This window comes from Melittangium boletus DSM 14713, from assembly GCF_002305855.1.
Taxonomy (GTDB): domain Bacteria; phylum Myxococcota; class Myxococcia; order Myxococcales; family Myxococcaceae; genus Cystobacter; species Cystobacter boletus.
On the sequence record NZ_CP022163.1, the window covers coordinates 3,631,963 to 3,654,599 of the forward strand.

Consider the following 22,637-nt stretch of genomic DNA (forward strand, 5'->3'; position numbering starts at 1 on the left):
GCCCCCTATACCAGCCCGGGCCGCCGCCAGAGAGCGCGCGCCTCCTCCACCCCCACCGCGCGAAAGCGCACGGAGTCTCCCGGCCGCCGGGCGGCCAGACGGCCCCAATCCGCGCGGATGACCACCGCGAGGACGGGATAGCCCCCGAGCGTGGGGTGATCCGGCCCGAGCACGATGGGCTCGCCGGACACCGGGACCTGGAGGGCTCCGCGCACCATGGGTCCGGACAGGGCCTCGCCTGAATCCGTCACCGGCAACCGAGGGCCGCGCAGCCGCATGCCCACGCGGTTGCTGATGGGGGACACGGTGAAGACGCTGGAGAGAAGGGCCTCCGCCGCGCCCGCGCCAAAGCGCCCCGGTTCCGGACCCAGCACCACGCGCACCTCGTCCGTCCAGGAAACCACCTCCGTGGGTGGGCATCGCGCACCACCGCCTTCACCCCCGAGTGGCAACACATCCCCGCGCGCGAGGACCCGTCCTTCCCAGCCCCCGAGCCGCGCCACCAGCAGCGTCCCCCGGCCCCCGAGCGCCCGGGGCACGTCGAGCCCACCGTCCACCGCCACATAGCGCACCACGCCGCGCTCGGGAGCGGGCACCTGGAAGCGCTCACCGTCCTCCACCCGGAAGGCCTCGCCTCCCACGGACACCCAGGCGCCCCGTCCGAGCACCCGCAGCTCCATGCGGCCGTAACACTCCAGCCCCGCCGCCTCCGCGCCATTGCCCACCGCGCGCTGGGCCGCGGCCAGCCACTCCGGCACCAGCGCGCCTCCAGGAGGAACGCCCTCGTGCATGTGACCCGGGCGCCCCGCGTCCTGCACCAGCACGAGTCCCCGGACGTCCACCACCTCCAGCTGTGCGCTCATGGTCAATCCACCCGCTCGAAGAGCACCCGATCCCCGGGCCGCAGGAGCGCCCCGCGCACCGCGTCGAAGGGCGAGAAGTCCACGGCGGTGGCGATGAGGTTCCACCCCCCCGGCGAGGCGAAGGGGTAGACGCCGGTGCGGCGCCCGGCCAGGCCCACCGCGAGCGAGGGCACGCTCGGCCTCGGCGTGGACAGCCGGGGCACGGCGATGCGCGCGTCCACGTCGCCCAGGTAGGCGAAGCCGGGCAGGAACCCCACTCCGCGCACGGAGTACTCGCACGAGGCGTGCAACAGCGCCACGTCGTCCACCGACAGCCCCACCCGCTCGGCCACGGACGGGAGATCCGCTCCGTCATAGCGCACGCGCACCGTGACGAGCCGGGGCGCCTCCGCGCCCTCTTCGTGCCCCACGAGCCGGGCCAGCACCCGCCGGGGGTCCTCCGGAGGCGCGGAGGGCTCGAAGTACACACAAGCGTGCGCCTCGCCCACCACCACGTCCCCCACCCCGGGAAGGGCCCGGAGCGCGTCCAGCACCCCTCCGCGAGACAGCCGCTCGGGCAGCACCAGCCGCAAGGCCCCCTCGCCCAGGGGCTCCAGCCGCAGCGCCAGCACGTCCAACACGCTCCGCACCTCGCGCGCCAGGTCCACCGCGCCCGGCGAATCCCCATGCACGCACAGCGTGTCCACCGTGCCGGAGAGCGCGAGCCGCAACGCATTCTCGCGTGCCACCACCACGTCCGTCACCACCGCGCCCGGCTCGCCGCGAGGAATGAGCGAGCCATCCTCCCGGGTGCCCCGATCCGCGAAGCCCTCGCGGGCGTAGGCCAGTCCGGCCTCGCGCGCCGCCTCGCGCAGCGCGCCCGTCCCCGGCCCCACGAAGAGCACACCGGCGCCCAATGCCTCGACGACACCGTCCACCACGGCCCGGGCGAGCGCGGGCTCGCGGTTGGCCGCGTGGTAGAGCGCGCCATGGGGTTTGGCCGAGCGCACGGGCACTCCCACCTCTCGGGCCAGCTCGGCCAGCCGCGTGCACTGGGCGGCCACCTGGGCGCGCAGCACCTCCGGCGCCACGCGCAGCTCCACGCGGCCAAAGTGTTCCCGATCCTCGAAGGAGGGGTGGGCCCCGGCGCGCGTCCCATGGCGTGCGCAGGCCTCGAGCGCCCGGCGCATGCTGGCCTCGTCTCCGGCATGCCCTCCACAGGCGATGTTCGCCACCTGCGCATGGGCGTAGAGCCGCGGGTCCTCGTCCGGCAGCTCACCCAGGTCGATGTTGAGCGGACAGTCCACCATGGCCCGCGAACCTAACCGAGCCCCCTTTGGCGCCGCGCCCGCCCGGCATCCGAGCACGCACTGGCGAACACCCCCCGGGGCCGCGGCCCCTGGCCCTGAATAATCTTCGCGTGCCAACGTCCGAATCGACGTGGCCAGCCGATTGGCCTCCCATTCAGGAGCAGACATCCCATGAAGCGCATCTCTTCCGCCGTCCTCGCCTCCCTCTTCTTCTGCGCGGGCGCCGCCCAGGCCCAGGGCTGGAACAACAATCGGGGCGAGCGCGCGCAGAACCGCCAGGAGGCGCGTCAGGACAAGCGCGAGCTCAAGGATGACCGGCGCGACGTGCGGGAGCTGGAGGACGTGCTGGCGCGCTTCGACGCGGCCCAGGCCCGCCGGGACGAGCGCGCCATGCGCGATGTGGAGGACCGGCTGCGCCGCCTGGTGAACGCGGAGCTGGCCGAGGGCCACCAGGAGCTGCAGAAGGATCGGGCGGAGATCCGCCGGGACAACCGCGAGGTGCGCCGCGACGGGACCTGGGATGACCGCAAGGATCGCCGGGACGACATGCGCGACTACCAGAACGAGCGCGCCTCACAGTCGGCCCGGGCCACCATCGCCCGCGAGCTGTCCGGACTCGTGGGCCAGCGCGGCCCGCGCGAGCTGCACCGCACGCGCACCCTCATCACGCAGCTCATCGACCTCGGCCGGCGGGAAGTCCACGAGACCAAGCAGGAGATCCGCGAGGACCAGCGCGAGCGCCGCGAGGACCGGCGCCGCTAGGCCCTGGCGGTTACAGCGGGGGCAGCGCCTTGCGCACGCCCTCGCGCGCCTCGAGCCGGGCGACCCAGGCCTTCACCTGGGGGAAGTCTTCCAGCGACAGGCCCATGGGCCCGCGCAGGAACAGGCAGGAGACGAGCGAGAAGTCCGCGAGCGTCAACGGGCCGCACAGGAACTCCCGGCCCGCGAGCGCCTTCTCCAGCACGCCCAGGTCCCGGCGGGACTTCTCCAGCCCGGCCTGGTACTTCGCCTCGTCCTTCGCGCGGCCGCCCATGAAGCGCAGGTAGACCGTCTCCATCAGCATTTCGCCGGTGGACGGACCGAAGGTGGTGGCCTGCCACTGCAACCACTGCTGGACCTGGGCCTGAGCCCGGGCATCGGTGGGCAGCAGGCCGCTCTCGGGCTTGAGCGCCGCCAGGTAACAGAGGATGGCGTTGGACTCCCAGACACAGAAGCCGTCGTCGACCTCCAGGACGGGCACCTTGCCATTGGGGTTCATCGCCAGGAAGGCGGGCGACTTGTGCTCGCCCTTGAGCATGTCGACGGCGGCGGTCGAGACGGACAGACCCAGCTCGTTCACGACGGCGAAGACCTTGAAGGCGGCGGTGGACATCGGGTTGGCATGAAGCTTCATGGACGGCTCCAGTAGGGGGGTAGGGAGAAGCAGGCGCAACCTACCTCGAAGTGTCGTCCGCCTGCTGACCAGGCAACGGACACCTCCCCACGGCGAGCAGGCAGGATGGATTCGGCCCCGAGCCCGGTATGGTGGGGCTCCATCCATGCCGCCCAAGAACTCCGTCCTCCAAGTCCTGACCAGCCCCCGTGCGTGGCTGCTCGTCGCGCTCGGCTTCGCCTCCGGCCTTCCGCTGCTGCTCGTGGGCGGAACCCTGTCCGCGTGGATGACGAACGAGGGCGTCAATCTCAAGACGATTGGCGTCTTCACGCTGGTGGCCTTCCCCTACAGCCTGAAGTTCCTTTGGGCTCCCATCATGGACCGCTACTCGCTGCCCTTCCTGGGCCGGCGCCGCGGGTGGATGCTGCTCACCCAGGTGGGACTGATGGCCGCCATCGCCGCCATGGGCCTGGTGAACCCCCGGGAGACGCCACTGCTCATGGCGAGCATCGCCCTGCTCGTGTCCTTCCTGTCCTCCAGCCAGGACGTGGTGTCCGACGCGTGGCGCACCGACACCCTCTCCGAGGCCGAGCGAGGCTTCGGCGTGGCCACGTTCGTCATGGGCTACCGCTTCGGGATGATCGCCGCGGGCGCGCTCGCGCTCAGCCTGTCGCAGTTCATCGGCTGGCCGCGCACGTACTGGAGCATGGCGGCGCTGATGCTCGTGGGCGTGGTGGCCACGCTGCTCGCCCCCGAGCCCCAGGGCCAGCGCCCACCGCGCACCCTGACGGATGCCGCCATCGTCCCCTTCGTCGACTACTTCCGCCGGGACGGCGCGGTGCTCGCGCTGCTCTTCCTGGTGCTCTACAAGCTCGGCGACGCCATCGCGGGCGGCATGACCACGCCCTTCTTCCTCAAGCTGGGCTTCTCCAACCTGGAGGTGGGCGCCATCACCAAGGGCGTGGGCATGGTGGCCACCATCGTGGGCGCGCTCGTGGGCGGCGCGCTGCTCGCGAAGCTGGGCCTGCGCCGCAGCCTCTTCATCTTCGGCGCGCTGCAAGCCGTCACCAACCTCACCTTCCTCGCGCTCGCGCTGGTGGGCAAGAACCACGCGATGCTCGCGCTCGCCATCTGCTCGGACAACATCTGCGGCGGCATGGCCACCACGGCCTTCGGCGCCTTCACCATGTCGCTGTGCAACAAGCGCTTCAGCGCCACGCAATTCGCCCTGCTCTCGGCGCTGGCCAACTTCGGCGGACGCGTGCTCACGGCCACCTCGGGCTATCTGGCCGAGTGGGTGGGATGGGCGGGCTTCTTCGGCCTCACCGTGGTGCTCGCCCTGCCCGGACTGGTGCTGCTCGCCTTCCTGCCCGAGGGCCTCGCCATGCCCAAGGAGGCGCCGCCCATGGAAGAGCCTCCGCCGTCGGCGCCACCCGGCCCCCTATCGGCCACGGCCCGCTAGGGCGCCCGCTTTCCCGGCCGTATGAACTCCGGTCGGGGGGGCGCGCCGGGTTGCCGCTGGGCGGCCGCATGCCGAACTTCCAGGTTCGGAGGTGCGCACCATGGCAACCACGGAACGGAAGGATCCCACCCAGCCCGCGGAAGATATGTTTGGCCGGCCCACGAGCCCTCGACACGACGAGGAATCCACCGGCCCCTCGCGGGAGGCCCAGGGCGAGCAACAACTGCCCCCCAGTGAGCACGGCAGCCAGGCGAGGGACAAGGACGCCGAGGACGAGGAAGCCTACGGAGGCGTGGGCGAGCTACCCGATGGTGACGGCATCCGCAGCGACAAGGGGACCAACCCCCTGCCATCCAACTACTGGTCCGCGTACCCCACTGAACCGCTCGGATAGCGCCGCACCGTCACGGGCCGATTGACGGCCGTGCGCCCTCCCTCGTGTACTCCTGGGATGGGGCTTCCCAGCGACATGCCCGCGAGGAGGCGGCTCCCACAGGAGTGGCTGCCCCTCGACGCCCTCCTCGCCCGCCATTGGCGCCTACCTCGGCGAAGTTCTCGTGCGTCATCTCGGCGCAGCCCAGGTGCGTGTCGGTGACCGCGTCTGGCTGCCCATGGTGCGCGCCCATCGCGACATGCGCTCCCGCCAGTCCCTGCTCGACTTCTCCCTCACCCATCTCTTCCGCGAAGCCGAGCACCACCCTGAGTGATGACCGTGGCGCCCAGGAGCACACGCCGACGGCTGAGCTCCGTGTGAATCGCGTCGTTTCCATGGACGACGTTGCATCGCCCGCGCATCCCGCGCATCACTGATTGCGAAACGCAACCGGTTGTAGGGCATGAACACTGATGCGAGAATGCAACCGGTTTTCAGGGAGCGGACGGATGAGCACAGCACACCGGTCGGGATGCCCGATCAATCTCTCGCTGGAGGTATTCGGAGACCGTTGGAGTCTGATCATCCTGCGCGACATGGTGTTCGGCGGCCGACGGCACTTCCGCGAGCTGCTGACGCAGTCGGAGGAAGGCATCTCGTCTAACATCCTGGCGGATCGCCTGAAGATGCTGCTGGACGAGGACATGGTCACCAAGGCCGATGATCCCAGCCACAAACAGAAGGCGGTCTACAGCCTGACGGAGAAGTCCATCGCGCTCGTGCCCATTTTCGCGCATCTGGGCGCCTGGGGACGCAGGTACCTGCCCGTAAGCGAGGAGCTGAGCATCCGCGCGCGACTCCTGGAGGAGGGCGGCTCGGCCCTGTGGGAGCAGTTCATGGCCGAGCTGCGCGAGGCGCACCTCGGGACACCGGCGAAGCGCAAGGGCCCGTCCGTCGCCGAGCGTTTGCAGGCCGCCTATGAGGACGTCCTCGCCCGGCAATCGGCGAAGACTCCGCGGTGAGGCTCAATCCTGGCGTCCGTTCCCCATCAGCAATCGTGCGAGGTCCGGGACAGCTTGGAAATAGAAAGCCCGCCCCACTTGCCTCTTCCGCAGGTAGCCTGCCTTCTCCAAGTCGAGCAGATCCTGGCGCGCGGTCTGGTAGACGACGCCATGCTCGCGTCGATAGGGCTCGATGGCATACTGCGCGCCCGGATGGCGAAGTGCATGCGCCAGGAGCGCCCGTTGACGGTGATTGATGTTCTCACCAGAGCGCAGGAGCGGTTCTACCTCTTGCAACTCCTTGCTCTTGCGGTCGAGATATTCGAAGAGGTCTTGTGTTGCCCTTCGGATGACCTCCAACTGGTGCAAGAGGAAGTAGGTGACGTCGCTTCCATCTGTCTCTGTATATAGGAAGGCACGGCCATACTGAGCAGGTGCGCGCTGGATGATGCGGGAGATCGAGAGAAACTCCGCGATCCAATATCCTTGTCTGATCATGCTCCAATAAAAGAGCGCACGCGCCGTGCGACCGTTGCCGTCGACAAACGGATGGTCGTAGGCGAGCATGAAGTGGAGCACAATGGCGCGAACGACCGGGTGGATGAAGGCATGCCCAGCATTTTCATTGGCAAATGCGCAGAGCGCGTCAATTCGAGCAGGAAGTTCATTCGCGTCGGGTGGGGAGTGGAGGACTTGCCCATTGCTGATATCCAGCACCGTGATGGGTTCGTCCGGGCGCCTTAGCCTTCCCGCATCGCCGGGCTCTTCCAAAGTGCCCTCGGTGATGACCTCATGTAATTCTAGGAGGAAAGCAGCGGATAGGGGCTCTCGCACCTTTCCGCGAAGCAGTTCCATCGCCCGGAAGTTGTTGAAAATCATCCGTTCATCTTTTGTTCGTGGCGGCCGCCCTTGCAGAAGCATGTCTTTCGCGACCCGGCGGGTCGTCGAAGCACCCTCCAACTGGCTGGAGGTAATCGCTTCCTCCATAAGGGAACGAATGATGTAACGGTCTCGAACGTCCTTATTGGCCAGCTGCGGGTCGGCGACCTCAAGACGTCCACCCATATCGCGATCAATTTGGTGCAGTGCGAGAAGAAGTCCGTCGGTTCGCGCGAAGTGGAATTTGCGCCCTGTGTTGTCAATCAGTGGCAACTCGATTTTGAGGACACTCCGCGCGAAGCTGACACCGGCCCACCACTCTTCATGCGTCAGTCCGTCTGGAGGGGGGTGCCGCCGAAGCTGGTCCCAATGAAGATAACTTCCATCGATTTCTGGTTTGATTCCACGAGACATGAAATGCCCGAAGTGTTCCGGCCCTTTTTTGAGAAGGGCATTCAGGGCAGTACGAAAGTCAGGGGGCGTAGGAGGAATCTGCACGAAAACTCCGAACTACTAATTTAGTAGCAGATAGTAGCTAGATGGTAATTGGAGGCCCCCCTCCGGACAAGAAGATTGCTACTAATTTGGTCCCAGTTAGTAGCTCCCTAGTAGTTCCCCCTCCCTAGCTACTAATTTGGTCCCAGTTAGTAGCTCCCTAGTAGTTCCCCCTCCCTAGCTACTAATTTGGTCCCAGTTAGTAGCTCCCTAGTAGTTCCCCCTCCCTAGCTACTAATTTGGTCCCAGTTAGTAGCTCCCTAGTAGTTCCTCCTCCCTAGCTACTAATTTGGTCCCAGTTAGTAGCTCCCTAGTACCTAGTACTTGGAACCAGGGGCCTAGCAGACAGGGACTTGTTGCCTGGACTGGGTCTTGTTTCGAGCTGAGGCCTCTTTTCGCGAGTTCCCCGCGTAGGCATACGGATCCTATTGTCACCTATCAGGACGTATCCCCATTCTTGACTTGAGTGGTTGAATCCGGTCCTCTGTGCCGGTGGCGCATCAGCGCGCCCACACGAGGGGACGGCACGTGGCGGACAAGAAGGAGCAGGCACTCACTCGAACGGGGCCCTTCCGGCTCGGAAGGAAGTTCGACGAAGTTGGACCCGATCTCGGACACCTCTACGAGTCATGGCACGTGCCCACGGGTCAGCCGGCCGTGACGCTGCGGCCCGGGGACAGGATGCACTGGCTGCACCGGGGGCCCTGGGAACTCATCATCTCCTGCGAGCACGACTCCCCCGATGTGTCCCTGCGGCTCGGCAAGGCGCCTCCCTTCGCGCCTCCCACCCAGATGATGGACCTGCTCGTGCTGATGAACGCCTCGTTCCGGCGCGTGGAGGACTCGCCCCGTCTCCACGCCCATTTCGCCTCCGGACCCGTGAAGGCCTCCCGGAAGGCCTGGGCCTCCCGAGCCCTCGCGGGCGCCGCCGCGCTCGCCCTGGGCCTCGGACTCTGGTTCCACATCACCGCGAGAGCGCCCTCCTCTCTCGATCGCCCCTGCCCGACGGGGAACTTCTCCCTGGATGCTCCGTCCTTGATCAACTCCGGGACGCCCATCGCCTACCCCATTCCCAAGCAGCCCTTCCGCAATCAGGCGAAAGCGCCCTGCAAGATCCAGAAACAGCTCGAGGTGGAGATCAACGGCGGGTGCTGGGTGGAGCTCGCGCAGCGCCCTCCCTGCGCCGAGGACCGGGCCGAGCACGAGGGCAAGTGCTACCTGCCCGTGTCGAAGGACCGGGGCCATCCGCCACAAGCCGTCCAACCCTGAATCAGCGCTACAGTCCGGTGATGGTCCGTGGGCAAGAGCGCGAGCACAGATTCCTTCGTGGCCTCGCCTGGGTGCCCTGCCTGGGCTTCCTGGTGATGTGGCCCACGAGCTACGGGTTCTACACCTCCGTGGGTATCGACGTGGACCGGCACGAGGAACCCGCCGCGATCGAGGCCCACGTGCGCTTCCGCTGGCCCGGCAATGGCGCCTTCCTGATGGGCGCGGATCAATTCAGGCTCCCTCCGGACAGGAAGCTGGTCCCCCTGGACCTGGGAGCCGCGCTCTTCCACGCCCCGAGGCGCCCCCAGCCGCGCTCCATCTGGAACCTGAGGGGCTTCTGGCTCATCCACGAGGAGTACCCCCCCACGGAACTTCCGGTGCGTGAGCCAGAGAAAGCGGCGGCCTCGTGGGTGGGCGTGCCGAGCTGGTTGCCCGTGGTGCTGACCGGCGCCTGGCCGCTCCTCCTCGCCTGGCGGCGCCGGGAGCGGACCTAGCGGACGAGCGTGGCCCCCACGAACGACAGGAGCGCCAGGATCGAGGAGCCCGTTCGCACCAGGTGAAGGCGCCGCCAGCTCGCCAGCAGGCGTGCGATTTCCCCTGGGGGGGGAGGCGCCTCGGGGTTCCAGGCATGCACGCGTTTGTTGAGCGGCACGTTGCCGAACTGTGAGATGGCCGAGACCGTCGCGGTGAACAACACCCCGGCCAACACGAGAACACGCGGCCACGTTCCGGGTTGCAGGAAGGCGAGGCCCAGTCCGGTCAGGATCGTGAAGCCCGCCGTGAATGGCATGTACCGCTCGATGTAGCGGTCCAACACCTGATGCATCCAGATGTACACCTGGGCGGGAACCGTGCGGAAGGCGGGGACGACGGCGGCCGCCACCATCACCAATCCCCCCACGAAGATGGCGTTGCTGGCGAGCACCATCAGGGTCAGGATCTTGCTATACATAGACCACTTCCATTCATGAAAGCGACGCATCGGGTCCGCTCAGTGGTGATGCCCACCGTGACCGGAATCCGCGCCGGGCATGACGATCTCCATCATCTCCGCCATGCCCAGGTCCTCGTGCGCCAGGATGTGGCAATGGGCCATGAACATCCCAATGTAGCGCTCGTAGCGGGTTCGTAGCTTCACGGTCTCTCCCTGACGCACCATGAGCGTGTCCCGCCAGACGAGCTTCCCGTCGACGGTGAGTTGGAATGGATTCACGTGGATGTGGAAGGGGTGGTCGAGGTTCAGCGAGCTGACGGTCCACTCCTCCACCGCGCCCAGCGGGAGCTGTCTGGGGGGAGCGTTGGGATCGAACGCCTTGCCGTTGATCAAGAACTGGGGCGGCTGCGTATTGAGCACGGAGAAGACGGACTGCTGTTGGCCGGTGATTTCATGGTCCTCGATGGGCTTGAACGGGGCCAGCCGGGCCAGGTCACTCTCCCGGGGCAGCCGCATGTGGACTGGGGGACCCTTGACCTCCACACGGGCCAGGACATGGGTGGCGGGGGTGGCCGCCAGCTCGTCCACGAGCCAATAAGTCCCTGGAGACAGGGGCCTGCCCGCCGCGTCGCTCGCGCGCACCATCACGTCCTCGCGGTACGCCGGGTGCAACTCGGTCTCGTCCACCTGCTCGAGCCGGCCCGAGGTGATGCCATCGTGCGCGATCTGGAAGTGGGGGAGGGGAACCTCGGTGCTGCCCTGACGCCGGACCAGCCGGAGCCGAACCCCCTCGTTGACCCCCGCGTGGATGAACCGCCAGCGCTGCACTTCACCCGGCCGCAGCTCGAAGGTCGGCACGACCTCGCCATTGATCGTGAAGTGCCGCTGCAGCCGCACCCAGTTCCCCGGATTGAACTGGGTATAGTCCTCCACCATGTTGGCCTTCTGCCCGGGTTGGGTGGGATCGTCCTTCAGGTCATAGGGGATTTGATGGAGGACGAGGATTTCCTCCCGGGCTTCCCTGATCCCCTCCACCCGGTCGATGTCGCCCCGGACGATGAGCGCGCCGGACAGGCCGCTGCCGAGCTGGAGCGTGATCGAGCCATGCTTGTGGGCGTGGTACCAGTAGGTCCCCGCGGGGTGATCGATGGGAATCTTCACCTCGTACTCGAACATCTGCCCGGGCCCTACCTCGACCATCATGTTGTCCGCGTTCCCGCTGGGCGAGACATGCATCCCATGGAAGTGGAGGTTGGTGAGGTTGAAGCCATGCGGGCGATTCGGCATGCCCGGGGGAGGCGCCGGATTCGGGTCGGGGGGAAGCATGTTGTGCAGCATGATGTTCAGCGTGTCCCCGGGACGGGCCTCGATGGTGGGACCCAGCAGCCTGCCGTTGTAGGAGCGCAGCTTGACCGTGTCCCACCCGGCCGTCGTTCCGTCCGGGTGGAGCCGGCGGATCTGGTTGAGGGCGTATTCGACCATCAGCGCCACGAACACGTCTTGTTCGCAGCGGCGCACCCCGTGAGGGCCGTGCATCGGCTCCGGCGCATCGGGGTGTGAATGCCGGGGTTCTGAATGGGGAGTGTCCATGTCCATCGCCTCTCACCTGCTGGATGTCTGGGAGACTGGAGCCCGCCGGAAGTGGATGTGAGGACCAGGCACTCCGGGGCGGAACCCGCTCCGCCGCCGCGCGGGCGGGCATGCGCTCCGGGGACGTCCGTCACAAACGAACCGGGGGCACTCCAGCGGAGGGAAAGGAACCATTCGAATCATGGCCTCGCTCCATCCCCATCGCCCGCCCGACGACTCGCGCCACGTCCATGGACGCAAGTGCCCAACCCACCACTTGAGCGCCTTCCGGAAGATCTCCGGGAAGTGGCGAGGCACCGTGACCCAATATTCCCTGGATGGCCAGGTCCTGGGCTCGATGCAGGTCGAGTCGGAGAATCGCGTCGACTGCGACTCCCTCTACACGCTGCTCGTCCTCACGGACGCCCAGGGCCAGCAACAGCGCATCGAGTTCACCTCCACCTATTCCAAGAAGCTCGACGGCTTCGTGGTGAACAACCCGGCCATGAAGGGGACGGCCCTCCAGGTCGGAGACTCGGTCGTGTACACGTATGAGAGCGCGCTGCCCACGCCCAGCACCAGCGTCGAGGTGGTGAACGTGAAGGGCGACACCCGGCTCCACACGACCCAGATCTCCAGCGGAGGCGCCTTCACGGGCTACTCCATCATCCGAGAGACGCGGGTGGAGTGAACATGTTGGACGCATTGGTGGTGGGCGGGGGCCCCACGGGGCTCACGATGGCCGCGGAGCTGGCACGGCATGGCCTGAGCTGCCGCATCGTGGATGCGCTCGAAGCGCCCTCGCACCTGTCGAGGGCCCTGGTGGTGCAATCGCGCACCCTCGAGCTCTTCGACGACTTCGGCATGGCCGAGAAGCTGCTGGCCCGTGGCCAACCCATGGGGGGCTACAACGTCCTCGGTCCGGGCGGGCGGCGAGCGCGCATCCCCATGAAACCCTTTCCCTGGCTGCGAACGCACTATCCCATCCCGCACATGGTTCCCCAGGACGCGACCGAGGCGGTGCTCACCGAGTACCTCTCCTCGTTCGGCCTCGCGGTGGAATGGGGCGTGAGCTTCGAGCGCCTTCAACAAGACGCCGAGGGCGTGGAGATCTCGCTGAGGCATCTGGATGGAGCGAGGGAGACGGTGCGTGCGCGCTGGCTGCTCGGATGCGACGGCGCCCGCAGCCGGGTGCGCAAGGAAGCGGGCATCCCCTTCGAGGGCGAGACGTATGACTACGCGTGCATGCTGGTGGACGTGCGCGTGGACTGGCCCCTGGGGCACGGCGAGCTATTCATCATCCCATCCCGATACGGCGTGGTGGGGGCATTCCCCATGCCGGGAGAGAACCGCTATCGCCTCACCTTCATCATGCCCCGGGATGGCAAGGAGGAGACCGATCCGCTCACGCTGGGGGAGATGCAGGCCCTGACGGACCGCATGGTGCCGGTGCCCACGCGCCTGAGCGACCCGAGCTGGATGACTCGCTACCGGCAACACCGCCTGGGTGTGCCGAACTACCGCCAGGGCCGCGTGTTCCTCGCCGGGGACGCGGCGCACATCCACAGCCCCGCGGGCGGGCAGGGACTGAACACGGGCATCCAGGACGCCTACAACCTGGCCTGGAAGCTGGCGCTCGTCACACGGGGGCGCGCGGCGGAGCCGCTGCTGGACACCTACCACCTGGAGCGCCACCACGTGGGCCAGAAGCTGCTGGAGGGCACGGACAAGCGGTTCGCCCTGATCTCCAGCGGAGGCCTCGGGCTGAGGATCCTGCGCGCCCATGTGCTGCCCCGTGCCGCGCGGTTGTTCTTCGGGACCTCCTTCATGGAGCGGAAGCTGCTGCGGTTCGTCTCCGAGCTGTTCATCCACTACCGGCACAGCCCCCTGTCCACCGAGTCCATCTCGGGCGAGGACGCGGGCGAAGTGAGGCTCGTGGACGGACTCGCGCCTGGAGAGCGCGTACCGGACCTGCCGATCTGGGGAGCGGGCGTGGAGCGCCTGCACGAGGTCCTGCGAGGCCCCCATCACACGCTGTTGCTGTTCGCCGGGCGGCACTCCGATCAGGAGACGTCCGCGCGATTGGGGGCGCTCGCCCGCCAGCTCGAGGAGTCCCACGGGCCTGACTTGCTCCGAGCGCGGGCGGTGGTGATCGGCGCGGCGTCTGGGTTCCACACGCTGGGAGACGCGACAGGCGAGGTGCACCGCTGCTTCGGCGCGGGGGCCGCGTGCCTCTACCTGGTCCGTCCGGACGGGTACGTGGCCCACCGGGCCCAGCCCATCCAGGTGAAGCCCCTGGTGGCGGAACTCGCCAGGCGCCTGGGCCCGCCCCTGGAGAAGCCCGCGCACGAGGAGCGGCAGGTCGCCGGGTGAGGCCCTGAAGCGCCGCTCCCCCCTGGACGATCGTCCGTCCAGGGGGGAGCGTCCGAGCACCCGCCGGGGGCGTTCAGCACCGAGGGGAGCCCAGGCTGCCCGCCATCCAGCGCCCCAGGTACGGGAGGAAATCATCGGTGCGCTCCACGCAGCCATGGCGCTCCTCGGGGTAGCAGCGCAGGTCCTTGTCACCTCGCGCCCAGTCGAGCAGCCGGATGCAGGAGTCGTAGGGCACGACCGTGTCCTGTTTGCCGTGGATGGCGAGCAGGGGCGCGGAGAGCCGGGGAATCGATCGCAGGTTCAGCTCCTCCCGGGCGAGCCGGTTCATGGCGGCGTCATGGGGCTGACCAAACACGTACCGCAACTCCTGACGCACCAGCGGGCTCAGTCGGAGATGGTGGTCGTGGTCGTATCCCGCCGAGAGGCAAGCGCAGGCCTTGAGCTGGCCGGGGAGCAGCGCGGCGCTTCTCGCCGCCAGGTAGCCTCCATGGCCAAGGCCACAGATTCCCATCCGATCGGAGTCGATCTCCGGGAACGCACGCACATGAGCCAGGACGCTCTCGACGACCCGCTCGAAGGAGATGACCATGCGGTGAAGTCCCGCCAGTTCCCCTTGACCAGGACCGTCGAAGAGCAGGACCGAGAGGCCCTGGGCCAGGAAGGCCCGCGCGAGGACGAGCAATTCGCTCTCCTTGGCCGAGCTGAGGCTGTTCAACAGCAACACACACGGGGCCGGCTCCGACCAACGGGCGCGCAGGAGGTAGGCCGGGAGCTGAAGGTCCCCATGCGGAATGGACAGCCTCCGGACCTCGTACGGCAGGAGGGGGCAGGCGTCCAGGAACAGGCGCGTCACCCGCCGACGCGTCATGAACTTCGCCTCGGGGTTGTCGAAGAACATGAGCTCCGCCATGTGGTGGCAGGCGGCGGCCCTCAGCAGGGTCTGCCTCAAGGCGGCGCGATTGCTCCGCACGTCCCCTTGCCGTGCCTGATTCTCGTAGCCGCGCCCGAGTTCGCTCCAGCGCGTGTGCCAGTCGTTCCAGTCATCGCATAGATCGTCGACCTCCATCCCCGCGAGTGCGAGCAAGATGTCCCGCCACTCGATCCCCGACAAATGCATGTGGGCGAGGAACGGCTCGCACTGCATGCGCATGGCGTCGGGGACTCGCTCCGTCTTCATCGTCCACGCATGGGCTTCCTGGGTCAGCAAGGTCATCCTCCCGGCATCCGCCTTTTCTGAAATCCTTCCGAAAGAGGAGCCATCGCCGCGATGTGACCGACTGGCCAACCAGGCGCCGGGTTCCGGTCGCCCGCTGGCCAGGCGAGCCGCCGGAAAACCCCGGAGGGCACCCGGTCACAAATCACGCCCATGCCTTCTGACGCCCTGAAACGCGGGGGATGGAACTCAATGGAAACCACGAACACCACTCAGCAGGACGTAGCGTCCGCCGAACGGAGCAAGGCCATCCGGATCATGGCGAGTTCGATGTTTCGCGAGCTCACGAGCAATGGCTACTCACAAACTCACATCATCGACTTCTCATCCGAGCTGCTTCAACTCCTCACGGATTCGCTCCGGAGACCCGAGGACGCGAACGAATCACTCGCGAAGGACATTCTTTCATGATCATCGACATCCACTCGCACCTCGCCCATCCCGAATTGGCGAAGCGCGCCCCTGTTCCTCCCAGCCTCCTCGACGTGGAGCGACTCATCGAGGTCAAGGCCGAGGCGGGGATCGACCTCACGCTCATCGGGAGCCCGAGCGGTCCGGGCACCCTGGTCCCGGCCTCGCGAGGGGGGAACTACGAGCAGCCCCTGGACAAGCTGCGCGCCTTCCATGACTGGCTCGGCGCGACCGTCGCGAAACACCGCGACCGGCTGCGGGCCTATGTCTACTGCGATCCGTTCGCGGACGACACGGTGCTCGCGGCGGCCGAGGAGTACCTGGGCCGCGAGGAGTTCGTCGGAATCATCACCAACCCCAGCGGGCATGGTGAATACCTCGACTCCCCCAGGGCGGACGGCTTCTTCGCCTTCGCCGCCACGCGGGGCGTTCCGGTGATGGTCCACTCCGGGATGGATCCCGTCTGCTGCCAGGGAATCTCCGACTACGGCTTGTTCGACATGGTGGGCCGCTACTGCGACGTCACCCTGGGCCTGTCGGCACTCGTCCTCTCTGGCCGGCTGGAGCAATACCCCTCGCTGCGAATCATCGGCACGGCGAGCGCTGGAGCCCTGAGCCTGATTGGCTCCCGGTTGGATATCGCCTGGCGTTCCCAGCTCTGGGCCGGGGCGGGCAAGAAGCCAGAAGGGCTCCGCGATCAGCGGACCCGCACGCCCCCCAGCGAACTGATCCGGAGGCTGTACGCCGATACGACCGCGGACAATCGCGATCTCCACCTCGCCAACCTGAAGGTGCTCGGAGCGTCGCATCTGTTGTTCGGCAGCGACTGGCCACCGGTCCCGGTGGTCCACGCACACAAGATCCGCGAGATCGAGGCGCTGCCTCTGAGCGCGGAGGAACAACGGGCCATCCTCGGAGACAACGCCTCGCGCATCTTCGAACTCGGCGGCCCGGCCCATCGGAGCACGGTGATGACCCATTCCCAACCCATCGAGGAGGCTCGGTGAACTCGTACAAGAAGTTGATCGTGGCGCGGATGAACCCCCTGAGCGCGAACGTCGTGGCGAACATCTTCGCGGAGTCCGACGCGGGAGAGCTCCCACGGCTGCTCGGCGTCACCCATCGAAACCTGTTCCACTTCAAGGGCCTCTATTTCCACCTGTTCGAGTCGGAGCGGGAGATCGAGCCGCACCTCGTCCGCATGCGGGAGCACCCGCTCTTCCTCGACGTGAACACGAAGCTGGCCCGCTACATCTCGCCGTACGACCCCGCCACCTGGCGCGGCCCGAGCGACGCCATGGCGTACGAATTCTACTCCTGGCACTCGAAGTAGTCCCCGCGGCCCTCTTGTCACACATCCCCCCCATCCCAATTTCAATGTCATGAGCCAACCACAGATCACCAAAATCCTGGCCAGCAATGCTCACGCGGACCACCGTCGCGGGGGTGATGTGAGAGTCCTTCTCAGCCCGAAGACCGTGGGCTCCACCTCTGGGTTCATGGGCGTGGCGCACCTCGAGCCCGGGGAGTTCATCTCGGAGCACTACCATCCCTACTCGGAGGAATTCCTCTACGTGACGCGGGGGGCGATCATCGCGCGAATCAATGGCGAGCCCATCCCCTTGAGCGCTGGCGAAGCCCTCCTGGTGCCGAAGAACGCCCGCCACCGCTTGGAGAACGCCGGGATGGAGCCCGCGTCGCTCGTGTTCCAGCTCTGCCCGCTGGCCCCCCGGCCGGAGCTGGGTCACGTCGACACCGAGCCCTATCCCAACTCCGTGCAGGCGGCCGTGGGAGGTGGGCAATGAATCGCCGCAGGGTCGCCCTCACCGGCATCGGCGTGGTCGCGCCGGGGGGCATCGGGGTCAAGGCCTTCTGGGACCGGCTCCTGTCCGGGCGCTCCGCCATCCGGCGGATCTCCCTGTTCGATCCCACGAACTTCCGTTCGCGGATCGCCGCCGAGTGCGACTTCGATCCGAAGCGCGAGGGGCTGTCCCCCCAGGAGGCGCGCAGGATGGACCGCTGCGTGCAGTTCGCGGCCGTCGCGGCGCGGGAGGCCTTGGCGGACAGCGGACTGAAGTCGACGCCGAGCGAGCCCCATCGCACGGGCGTCAGCATCGGCAGCGCGGTGGGGTGCACGATGTCGCTGGAGGACGAGTACGTCGTCGTCAGTGACGGAGGCCGCAAGTGGCAGGTGGATCCCGCCTACGCCACGCCTCACCTGTACCTCAGCCTGATTCCGAGCACGCTCGCCGCGGAGGTGGCCTGGCTGGCCGGCGCCGAGGGCCCCTCGGCCGTCATCTCCAATGGGTGCACCTCGGGACTGGACGCGGTGGGCCATGCCTTCCAGCTCATCGAGGAGGGCTCCGCGGACGTGATGATCACCGGTGCATCGGACGCGCCCATCTCGCCCATCTCCGTCGCCTGCTTCGACGCCATCAAGGCCACGTCGCCCAACAACGATGATCCCGAGCACGCCAGCCGCCCGTTCGACATGAACCGCGACGGCTTCGTGCTGGGCGAGGGGTCCGCGGTCTTCGTCCTCGAGGAACTCGAGCATGCGCGCCGGCGGGGAGCCCACATCTACTGCGAGGTCGTCGGGTTCGCCTGCCGGGCCAATGCCTACCACATGACCGGCCTGCGCCCCGACGGCGAGGAGATGGCCGAGGCCATCCGCGTGGCGATGCGGCAGGCGAGGATGGAGCCGGAGCGGATTGGCTATATCAACGCGCACGGCTCCAGCACGCGTCAGAACGACAGACACGAGACGGCGGCCTTCAAGAAGAGCCTGGGCGCGCATGCGTACGCGGTACCGGTCAGCTCCATCAAGTCGGTGATCGGCCACTCGCTCGGGGCCATCGGCTCGCTGGAAATCGCGGCGTGCGCCCTGACCATCCAACGGGGAGTGATTCCTCCCACGGCCAACCTGCGCACGCCGGATCCGGAATGCGATCTCGACTACGTGCCCCAGGTTCCGCGCGAGCAGCGGGTGGACGTGGTCCTCAGTGTCGGAAGCGGCTTCGGTGGCTTCCAGACCGCCATGTTGCTCGCGCGCCCCAAGGAGGTGTCGTCTTGAACGCACTCGATAGCGGCCGTGCCGTCATCACCGGCATCTCGGCCATCGCCCCGAACGGATTGGGCGTCCGCGCCTGGTGGGATGCCACGCTGAGCGGCCGCGGAGGACTCCAGCGCCCCACCCGCTTCGATCCCGGCCTCTATCCCATCCAGCTCGCGGGCGAGGTCCGCGACTTCAACCCCTCGCAGCTCGTGGATGGGCGGCTCATCGTCCAGACGGACTTGTGGACGCAGTTCGGACTGGCCGCCGCCTCCATGGCGCTGGAGGACGCCCGGCTGGATCCCCGGAAGATGCAGGCCTACGAGATGTCCGTCATCAGCGCCAGCTCCTCGGGCGGCAACGAGTTCGGCCAGCGGGAGATCGAGCGGTTGTGGAGCAAGGGCCCGCAGTTCGTGAGCGTGTACCAGTCCATCGGCTGGTTCTACGCGGCGAGCACCGGACAGCTCTCGATCAAATACGGGATGAAGGGGACCTGCTCCTCGGTGGTGTCGGAACAGGCGGGAGGGTTGGACGCGGTGGGGCATGCCCGCCGGGTGCTGCGCAACGGGGCGCGGATGGCGCTCGCGGGCGGCACGGAGGCGCCCTTGAGTCCCTACGCGCTGACGTGCCAGCTCTCCCATGGCTTGCTCAGCCACCGGGCGGAGCCCTCACGGGCCTACGTCCCCTTCGACACGGAGGCCTGCGGCTACGTCCCCGGCGAAGGAGGAGCCATGTTCATCCTGGAGGACGAAGCGGCGGCCCGCGCGCGGGGCGTCGAACGGCTCTACGGAGAGATCGCCGGATACGCGGCCACCTTCGATCCACGGCCGGGCTCGGGCCGGGAGCCGGGCCTGTACCGCGCCGCCGAGCAGGCACTCGCCGATGCGGGCATCGCCCCGAAAGACATCGACGTCGTGTTCGCGGACGCAGCCGGAATCCCCGCGCTCGACCGCATCGAGGCCGAGGCCCTCATCCGCCTGTTCGGACCGAGGGGCGTGCCGGTCACCGCGCCGAAGACGATGACTGGCCGGCTGTATGCCGGTGGAGCCGCCCTGGATGTCGTCGCGGCGCTGCTCACAATCACCGACTCGGTCATTCCACCCACCATGGGAACCCGAGAGCTCGCGCCTGGCTGTGATCTCGACCTGGTTCTCGACAAGCCGAGGAAGGCGCCAGTGAGCACCGCGCTGGTGCTCGCCCGAGGCTTCGGAGGCTTCAACTCGGCCGTGGTGGTGCGGCGCACCGGGTGAGCCCCGGAACCTGGATGGCTCAACCACCTGAATCAACCCACGAGGGAAAGACGATGCGAAAACTGACCATCGAACATCTGAATCAGATCATCCACGAGTGCATGGGAGAACCCAACATCGTGACGGAGGACGGGTTGGACAACACCTTCCCCGAGCTCGGCTGCGATTCGCTCGCCATCCTGCAGGTGGAGGCCCGGCTCACCCAGGACTTCGGCGTTCCGATCCAGGAGTTGATGTTCCAGAAGATGACGCCGCGCCTGGCCCTTGCCTACGTCAACGACAACGCGGCCAACAACGACTACATCCACATGGGGGTCTGATCATGGTGGGCAATACCGACAATTCGATCATCATCCACGCGCCCATGGATCTCGTGTGGCGAATGACCAATGACCTCGAGTCCTGGCCCTCCCTGTTCAGCGAGTACGCGGCCGTGGAGATCCTGGATCGGGACGGCCCGACCGTGCGCTTCCGGTTGACCATGCACCCCGACGCGAACGGGAAGGTGTGGAGCTGGGTGTCCGAGCGCACCGTGGATCCGGAGACCCGCACGGTGCGCGCGCGGCGGGTCGAGCCCGGCCCGTTCGAATACATGAACATCCAGTGGTCCTACCTCCAGGTCGAGGACGGCATCGAGATGCGCTGGCAGCAGCAGTTCAAGATGAAGCCGAGCGCACCGGTCGATGACGAGGCGATGACCGAGCGCATCAACGAGAACTCGGCCATCCAGATGAGCCGCATCAAGCGCCTGGTGGAAGAAGCGTCGCGGGGAGAGCACCATGCAGCTTGAGTTGAAGGGCAGGAACGCGCTGGTCACCGGCGGTTCCCGAGGCATCGGCCGCGCCATCACGCTCGCGCTCGCGCGACAGGGCGTCAACGTGGTGGCCTGCTACCGCCAACGGAGCGAGGCGGTGGAGTCACTGGCCCGCGAGGCCCAGGAGCTCGGCAACATCACGCTCGTGCAGGCGGACGTGTGCCGGGAGGAGGACGTGGCGCGGCTGTTCGAGACCTGCCGCGAGCGCTTCGAGCGGTTGGACATCGTGGTGAACAACGCCGGGGCGATCAGCCACATCCCGCTCTCGGATCTCACCCCGGCGGAGTGGCACCGGATGCTGGACACCAACCTCACCTCCATCTACCTGGTGGTCCGTGAGGCACTGCCCCTGCTGTCGGAGGGCGCCTCGGTGATCAACGTCGGCTCGAGCGTCGCCACGCGGGGAATGGCGGCCTGCGCGCACTACACCGCCTCGAAGGCGGGAATCATTGGGTTGACCCGATCGCTGTGCAAGGAATTGGGGCCCCGGGGCATCCGGGTCAACACCCTGGCGCCGGGCATCATCGAGACGGACATGGTCTCCCGGCTGACACCCGAGCAACGCAAGAAGTACGAGGCCATGGCGGCGGTCGGCCGGCTCGGCCAGCCCGAGGACATCGCCGGCGCGGTGCTCTACCTCGCCAGCGACCTCTCCCGGTTCGTTTCTGGAATCACTCTCGAAGTCAATGGAGGCATCTGATGGACGACAAGGTTTTCCGGGTGGAGCTCACGATGGACGTCCAACCCGGCAATGAGAAGGAGTTCGAGCGCGTCTGGCTGGAAGTGGGCAAGACGGTGGCGGCGCATCCCGACAACATCTCCCAGTGGCTGTCCGCCAGCCGCGAGTCTCCGGGCAGGTACGTCATCGTCAGCGACTGGCCCGACGAGGAGACCTTCCGCCGGTTCGAGCAGAGCTGGGAGCATGCCGCGCACCTCGACAAGCTCCGGACGGTGCGCGCCAGGGGAAGCATGGAGACCATGACGGTGCTGCACCACCTCCCCGGAGCGCGAGAATCATGACGGGACGGACCCGGGTGATGCTCTTCGTCCAGGCTCCGGAGGGAGAGCGCTCCACCATCGAGGAGCTCTACCGACAGATCAGCGGCGTCCTGGAAGGGACGCCGGGGCTCGTGCGCAACGAGCTGCTGCACTCCTGCGCCAAGGCCACGGATTTCGTGGTGCTGAGTGAGTGGGAAAGCCTGGAGTCCTTCCGTGCCTGGGAGCGGGGCCCCGTCCACCGCGGAAAGACGTTGGAGTCATTGCGCCAGTACACGACAGGGGCCGCGTTCTACGAAGTGCTCGCGGCGTACGGTTGTTCCCCCAGCCGCGAATGAACATATTTCCATACGTGGAAGGAAGGCATTCGCATGAAGCTCGCACTCTTTGGCGCCTCGGGCGCCACCGGGCACCTCGTCCTGGAGCAGGCGCTCGCACGAGGCCACACCGTCACCGCCCTGGTCCGGACCCCCTCCAAGCTGACCACGACCCATGAGCGGCTCAAGGTCATCCAAGGCGACGTGACCGATCCCGCCGCCGTGGAAAAGACCATCGCCGGGCAGGAAGCGGTGATCTCCACCATCGGCTCCGGCTCGAATACCAAGCACGTGACGCTCTATTCCGACAGCATCCGCAACATCATCGACGCGATGGAGAAGCAGAAGGTCGAGCGGTTGTTGTGCATCTCGGCGGGCGGCGCTTACCCAGGCAAGGATCCCGGCGCTCCCTTCATCCTCAACTACATCGTCAAACCGTTCTTCCTCAAGGATGTCTTCGCGGACATGGCCCGCATGGAGGATGCCGTCAAGCACAGCAAGCTGTCCGCCTGGACCATCGTCCGGCCCCCCCGGCTGGTGGACAAACCCCCGAAGGGTCACTACCGACAGGAAGAGACCTACTGCATCAAGGGTGGGAACAAGATCGCCCGGGGGGACGTCGCGGAGTTCCTCGTCGGGGAGTTGGATGCCCGGAAGTACATCCGTCAGGGCGTCGCGGTGGCGTACTAGCCCGCGAGCATGCGA

General features: G+C 67.1%; 26 protein-coding genes and 1 pseudogene. 20 read left to right on the forward strand and 7 right to left on the reverse strand.

The genetic code is table 11. From position 1 onward, the window contains the following. Nucleotides 1-5: 5 nt before the first annotated feature. Nucleotides 6-863 carry a 5-oxoprolinase subunit C family protein gene (locus tag MEBOL_RS15245; protein ID WP_095978113.1) on the reverse strand — a complete coding sequence of 286 codons (858 nt, stop codon included), beginning with the start codon at nucleotides 861-863 and terminating at the stop codon, nucleotides 6-8. 2 nt (nucleotides 864-865) lie between these two features. Continuing rightward, a complete protein-coding gene (locus tag MEBOL_RS15250) occupies nucleotides 866-2,152 on the reverse strand; it encodes a LamB/YcsF family protein (RefSeq protein WP_095978114.1) in 1,287 nt (428 codons plus the stop codon). Between the two features lie 171 nt (nucleotides 2,153-2,323). Between MEBOL_RS15250 and MEBOL_RS15255 the strand changes: the two genes are divergently transcribed. Then, the gene (locus MEBOL_RS15255) at nucleotides 2,324-2,914 is read left to right on the forward strand and encodes a hypothetical protein (RefSeq protein ID WP_095978115.1); all 591 of its coding nucleotides are present in this window, start codon (nucleotides 2,324-2,326) and stop codon (nucleotides 2,912-2,914) included. 10 nt (nucleotides 2,915-2,924) lie between these two features. On the opposite strand, the gene MEBOL_RS15260 is transcribed toward MEBOL_RS15255, so the two are convergent. After that, nucleotides 2,925-3,545, reverse strand: coding sequence for a glutathione S-transferase family protein (locus MEBOL_RS15260; protein WP_170115515.1), 621 nt, complete (start codon nucleotides 3,543-3,545; stop codon nucleotides 2,925-2,927). 145 nt (nucleotides 3,546-3,690) lie between these two features. Between MEBOL_RS15260 and MEBOL_RS15265 the strand changes: the two genes are divergently transcribed. The 4 genes and pseudogenes from MEBOL_RS15265 to MEBOL_RS15280 all read left to right on the forward strand — a co-directional run bounded on the left by MEBOL_RS15265 (nucleotide 3,691) and on the right by MEBOL_RS15280 (nucleotide 6,381). Beyond that, on the forward strand, nucleotides 3,691-4,986 hold the full coding sequence (locus tag MEBOL_RS15265; RefSeq protein WP_095978117.1) for an AmpG family muropeptide MFS transporter: 1,296 nt from the start codon (nucleotides 3,691-3,693) through the stop codon (nucleotides 4,984-4,986). A 100-nt stretch (nucleotides 4,987-5,086) separates the two neighbouring features. Then, entirely contained in the window at nucleotides 5,087-5,380 is a 294-nt protein-coding gene (locus tag MEBOL_RS15270; protein ID WP_095978118.1) for a hypothetical protein, read from the forward strand. Between the two features lie 130 nt (nucleotides 5,381-5,510). Then, nucleotides 5,511-5,693: pseudogene (locus MEBOL_RS15275) on the forward strand (hypothetical protein); the annotation flags it as partial. Between the two features lie 175 nt (nucleotides 5,694-5,868). Next, nucleotides 5,869-6,381: a winged helix-turn-helix transcriptional regulator gene (locus MEBOL_RS15280; protein ID WP_095978119.1), complete on the forward strand. Its 513-nt coding sequence runs from the start codon at nucleotides 5,869-5,871 to the stop codon at nucleotides 6,379-6,381. A 3-nt stretch (nucleotides 6,382-6,384) separates the two neighbouring features. Here the strand turns inward: MEBOL_RS15280 and MEBOL_RS15285 are convergent, their stop codons facing one another. Then, the gene (locus MEBOL_RS15285) at nucleotides 6,385-7,737 is read right to left on the reverse strand and encodes a Fic family protein (RefSeq protein ID WP_245919786.1); all 1,353 of its coding nucleotides are present in this window, start codon (nucleotides 7,735-7,737) and stop codon (nucleotides 6,385-6,387) included. Nucleotides 7,738-8,262: 525 nt separating this feature from the next. Here MEBOL_RS15285 and MEBOL_RS15290 point away from each other — a divergent pair. After that, on the forward strand, nucleotides 8,263-9,003 hold the full coding sequence (locus tag MEBOL_RS15290) for a hypothetical protein (protein ID WP_095978121.1): 741 nt from the start codon (nucleotides 8,263-8,265) through the stop codon (nucleotides 9,001-9,003). A 20-nt stretch (nucleotides 9,004-9,023) separates the two neighbouring features. Beyond that, nucleotides 9,024-9,497: a hypothetical protein gene (locus MEBOL_RS15295; protein ID WP_095978122.1), complete on the forward strand. Its 474-nt coding sequence runs from the start codon at nucleotides 9,024-9,026 to the stop codon at nucleotides 9,495-9,497. On the opposite strand, the gene MEBOL_RS15300 is transcribed toward MEBOL_RS15295, so the two are convergent. Both MEBOL_RS15300 and MEBOL_RS15305 read right to left on the reverse strand, forming a co-directional pair. After that, entirely contained in the window at nucleotides 9,494-9,955 is a 462-nt protein-coding gene (locus MEBOL_RS15300) for an anthrone oxygenase family protein (protein WP_157774990.1), read from the reverse strand. The genes MEBOL_RS15295 and MEBOL_RS15300 overlap by 4 nt on opposite strands. A 39-nt stretch (nucleotides 9,956-9,994) precedes the next feature. Next, nucleotides 9,995-11,473, reverse strand: a complete 1,479-nt coding sequence (locus MEBOL_RS15305; protein ID WP_245919788.1) for a multicopper oxidase family protein — start codon at nucleotides 11,471-11,473, stop codon at nucleotides 9,995-9,997. A 235-nt stretch (nucleotides 11,474-11,708) separates the two neighbouring features. On the opposite strand from MEBOL_RS15305, the gene MEBOL_RS15310 reads away from it, so the two are divergent. Then, nucleotides 11,709-12,197 (forward strand): DUF3598 family protein, encoded by a 489-nt coding sequence (locus MEBOL_RS15310; protein ID WP_095978125.1) that lies wholly within the window; start codon nucleotides 11,709-11,711, stop codon nucleotides 12,195-12,197. A gap of 2 nt (nucleotides 12,198-12,199) precedes the next feature. After that, on the forward strand, nucleotides 12,200-13,879 hold the full coding sequence (locus MEBOL_RS15315; protein WP_095978126.1) for an FAD-dependent monooxygenase: 1,680 nt from the start codon (nucleotides 12,200-12,202) through the stop codon (nucleotides 13,877-13,879). A 73-nt stretch (nucleotides 13,880-13,952) separates the two neighbouring features. Here the strand turns inward: MEBOL_RS15315 and MEBOL_RS15320 are convergent, their stop codons facing one another. Then, nucleotides 13,953-15,092, reverse strand: a complete 1,140-nt coding sequence (locus MEBOL_RS15320; protein ID WP_095978127.1) for an alpha/beta hydrolase family protein — start codon at nucleotides 15,090-15,092, stop codon at nucleotides 13,953-13,955. A 407-nt stretch (nucleotides 15,093-15,499) separates the two neighbouring features. Here MEBOL_RS15320 and MEBOL_RS15325 point away from each other — a divergent pair, with 407 nt between their 5' ends. The 11 genes from MEBOL_RS15325 (at nucleotide 15,500) to MEBOL_RS15375 (ending at nucleotide 22,622) form a co-directional block, all read left to right on the forward strand. After that, on the forward strand, nucleotides 15,500-16,510 hold the full coding sequence (locus tag MEBOL_RS15325) for an amidohydrolase family protein (protein WP_157774994.1): 1,011 nt from the start codon (nucleotides 15,500-15,502) through the stop codon (nucleotides 16,508-16,510). Then, nucleotides 16,507-16,836: a TcmI family type II polyketide cyclase gene (locus tag MEBOL_RS15330; protein ID WP_218920907.1), complete on the forward strand. Its 330-nt coding sequence runs from the start codon at nucleotides 16,507-16,509 to the stop codon at nucleotides 16,834-16,836. Before MEBOL_RS15325 ends, MEBOL_RS15330 begins: the two co-directional genes overlap by 4 nt. 145 nt (nucleotides 16,837-16,981) lie before the next feature. Next, entirely contained in the window at nucleotides 16,982-17,308 is a 327-nt protein-coding gene (locus MEBOL_RS15335; RefSeq protein WP_218920908.1) for a cupin domain-containing protein, read from the forward strand. Beyond that, complete coding sequence (locus MEBOL_RS15340; protein ID WP_095978130.1) at nucleotides 17,305-18,576, forward strand: beta-ketoacyl-[acyl-carrier-protein] synthase family protein; 1,272 nt, start codon at nucleotides 17,305-17,307, stop codon at nucleotides 18,574-18,576. Before MEBOL_RS15335 ends, MEBOL_RS15340 begins: the two co-directional genes overlap by 4 nt. Continuing rightward, nucleotides 18,573-19,805, forward strand: a complete 1,233-nt coding sequence (locus tag MEBOL_RS15345) for a ketosynthase chain-length factor (RefSeq protein WP_218920909.1) — start codon at nucleotides 18,573-18,575, stop codon at nucleotides 19,803-19,805. The genes MEBOL_RS15340 and MEBOL_RS15345 overlap by 4 nt, the downstream gene beginning before the upstream one ends. Nucleotides 19,806-19,858: 53 nt before the next feature. Continuing rightward, nucleotides 19,859-20,125, forward strand: coding sequence for a phosphopantetheine-binding protein (locus tag MEBOL_RS15350; RefSeq protein ID WP_157774996.1), 267 nt, complete (start codon nucleotides 19,859-19,861; stop codon nucleotides 20,123-20,125). Between the two features lie 2 nt (nucleotides 20,126-20,127). Further along, nucleotides 20,128-20,595: an SRPBCC family protein gene (locus tag MEBOL_RS15355; RefSeq protein WP_095978132.1), complete on the forward strand. Its 468-nt coding sequence runs from the start codon at nucleotides 20,128-20,130 to the stop codon at nucleotides 20,593-20,595. After that, on the forward strand, nucleotides 20,585-21,319 hold the full coding sequence (locus MEBOL_RS15360; RefSeq protein ID WP_095978133.1) for an SDR family NAD(P)-dependent oxidoreductase: 735 nt from the start codon (nucleotides 20,585-20,587) through the stop codon (nucleotides 21,317-21,319). Before MEBOL_RS15355 ends, MEBOL_RS15360 begins: the two co-directional genes overlap by 11 nt. Next, nucleotides 21,319-21,639, forward strand: a complete 321-nt coding sequence (locus MEBOL_RS15365; protein ID WP_095978134.1) for an antibiotic biosynthesis monooxygenase family protein — start codon at nucleotides 21,319-21,321, stop codon at nucleotides 21,637-21,639. Before MEBOL_RS15360 ends, MEBOL_RS15365 begins: the two co-directional genes overlap by 1 nt. Continuing rightward, nucleotides 21,636-21,953, forward strand: coding sequence for an antibiotic biosynthesis monooxygenase family protein (locus MEBOL_RS15370; RefSeq protein WP_095978135.1), 318 nt, complete (start codon nucleotides 21,636-21,638; stop codon nucleotides 21,951-21,953). Before MEBOL_RS15365 ends, MEBOL_RS15370 begins: the two co-directional genes overlap by 4 nt. A gap of 33 nt (nucleotides 21,954-21,986) precedes the next feature. Further along, nucleotides 21,987-22,622 (forward strand): NAD(P)-dependent oxidoreductase, encoded by a 636-nt coding sequence (locus tag MEBOL_RS15375; protein WP_095978136.1) that lies wholly within the window; start codon nucleotides 21,987-21,989, stop codon nucleotides 22,620-22,622. Nucleotides 22,623-22,637: the final 15 nt, after the last annotated feature.

Excerpts from the sequence above, each read along its gene's own strand:
- MEBOL_RS15310 (WP_095978125.1), top strand. The coding sequence starts at position 11,709 with ATGGCCTCGCTCCATCCCCATCGCCCGCCCGACGACTCGCGCCACGTC.
- MEBOL_RS15340 (WP_095978130.1), top strand. The coding sequence starts at position 17,305 with ATGAATCGCCGCAGGGTCGCCCTCACCGGCATCGGCGTGGTCGCGCCG.
- MEBOL_RS15280 (WP_095978119.1), top strand. The coding sequence starts at position 5,869 with ATGAGCACAGCACACCGGTCGGGATGCCCGATCAATCTCTCGCTGGAG.
- MEBOL_RS15360 (WP_095978133.1), top strand. The coding sequence starts at position 20,585 with ATGCAGCTTGAGTTGAAGGGCAGGAACGCGCTGGTCACCGGCGGTTCC.
- MEBOL_RS15250 (WP_095978114.1), bottom strand. The coding sequence starts at position 2,152 with ATGGTGGACTGTCCGCTCAACATCGACCTGGGTGAGCTGCCGGACGAG.
- MEBOL_RS15370 (WP_095978135.1), top strand. The coding sequence starts at position 21,636 with ATGACGGGACGGACCCGGGTGATGCTCTTCGTCCAGGCTCCGGAGGGA.
- MEBOL_RS15265 (WP_095978117.1), top strand. The coding sequence starts at position 3,691 with ATGCCGCCCAAGAACTCCGTCCTCCAAGTCCTGACCAGCCCCCGTGCG.
- MEBOL_RS15255 (WP_095978115.1), top strand. The coding sequence starts at position 2,324 with ATGAAGCGCATCTCTTCCGCCGTCCTCGCCTCCCTCTTCTTCTGCGCG.
- MEBOL_RS15300 (WP_157774990.1), bottom strand. The coding sequence starts at position 9,955 with ATGTATAGCAAGATCCTGACCCTGATGGTGCTCGCCAGCAACGCCATC.
- MEBOL_RS15320 (WP_095978127.1), bottom strand. The coding sequence starts at position 15,092 with ATGACCTTGCTGACCCAGGAAGCCCATGCGTGGACGATGAAGACGGAG.
- MEBOL_RS15350 (WP_157774996.1), top strand. The coding sequence starts at position 19,859 with ATGCGAAAACTGACCATCGAACATCTGAATCAGATCATCCACGAGTGC.
- MEBOL_RS15305 (WP_245919788.1), bottom strand. The coding sequence starts at position 11,473 with ATGCACGGCCCTCACGGGGTGCGCCGCTGCGAACAAGACGTGTTCGTG.
- MEBOL_RS15270 (WP_095978118.1), top strand. The coding sequence starts at position 5,087 with ATGGCAACCACGGAACGGAAGGATCCCACCCAGCCCGCGGAAGATATG.
- MEBOL_RS15245 (WP_095978113.1), bottom strand. The coding sequence starts at position 863 with ATGAGCGCACAGCTGGAGGTGGTGGACGTCCGGGGACTCGTGCTGGTG.
- MEBOL_RS15295 (WP_095978122.1), top strand. The coding sequence starts at position 9,024 with ATGGTCCGTGGGCAAGAGCGCGAGCACAGATTCCTTCGTGGCCTCGCC.
- MEBOL_RS15260 (WP_170115515.1), bottom strand. The coding sequence starts at position 3,545 with ATGAAGCTTCATGCCAACCCGATGTCCACCGCCGCCTTCAAGGTCTTC.
- MEBOL_RS15365 (WP_095978134.1), top strand. The coding sequence starts at position 21,319 with ATGGACGACAAGGTTTTCCGGGTGGAGCTCACGATGGACGTCCAACCC.
- MEBOL_RS15325 (WP_157774994.1), top strand. The coding sequence starts at position 15,500 with ATGATCATCGACATCCACTCGCACCTCGCCCATCCCGAATTGGCGAAG.
- MEBOL_RS15375 (WP_095978136.1), top strand. The coding sequence starts at position 21,987 with ATGAAGCTCGCACTCTTTGGCGCCTCGGGCGCCACCGGGCACCTCGTC.
- MEBOL_RS15355 (WP_095978132.1), top strand. The coding sequence starts at position 20,128 with ATGGTGGGCAATACCGACAATTCGATCATCATCCACGCGCCCATGGAT.
- MEBOL_RS15315 (WP_095978126.1), top strand. The coding sequence starts at position 12,200 with ATGTTGGACGCATTGGTGGTGGGCGGGGGCCCCACGGGGCTCACGATG.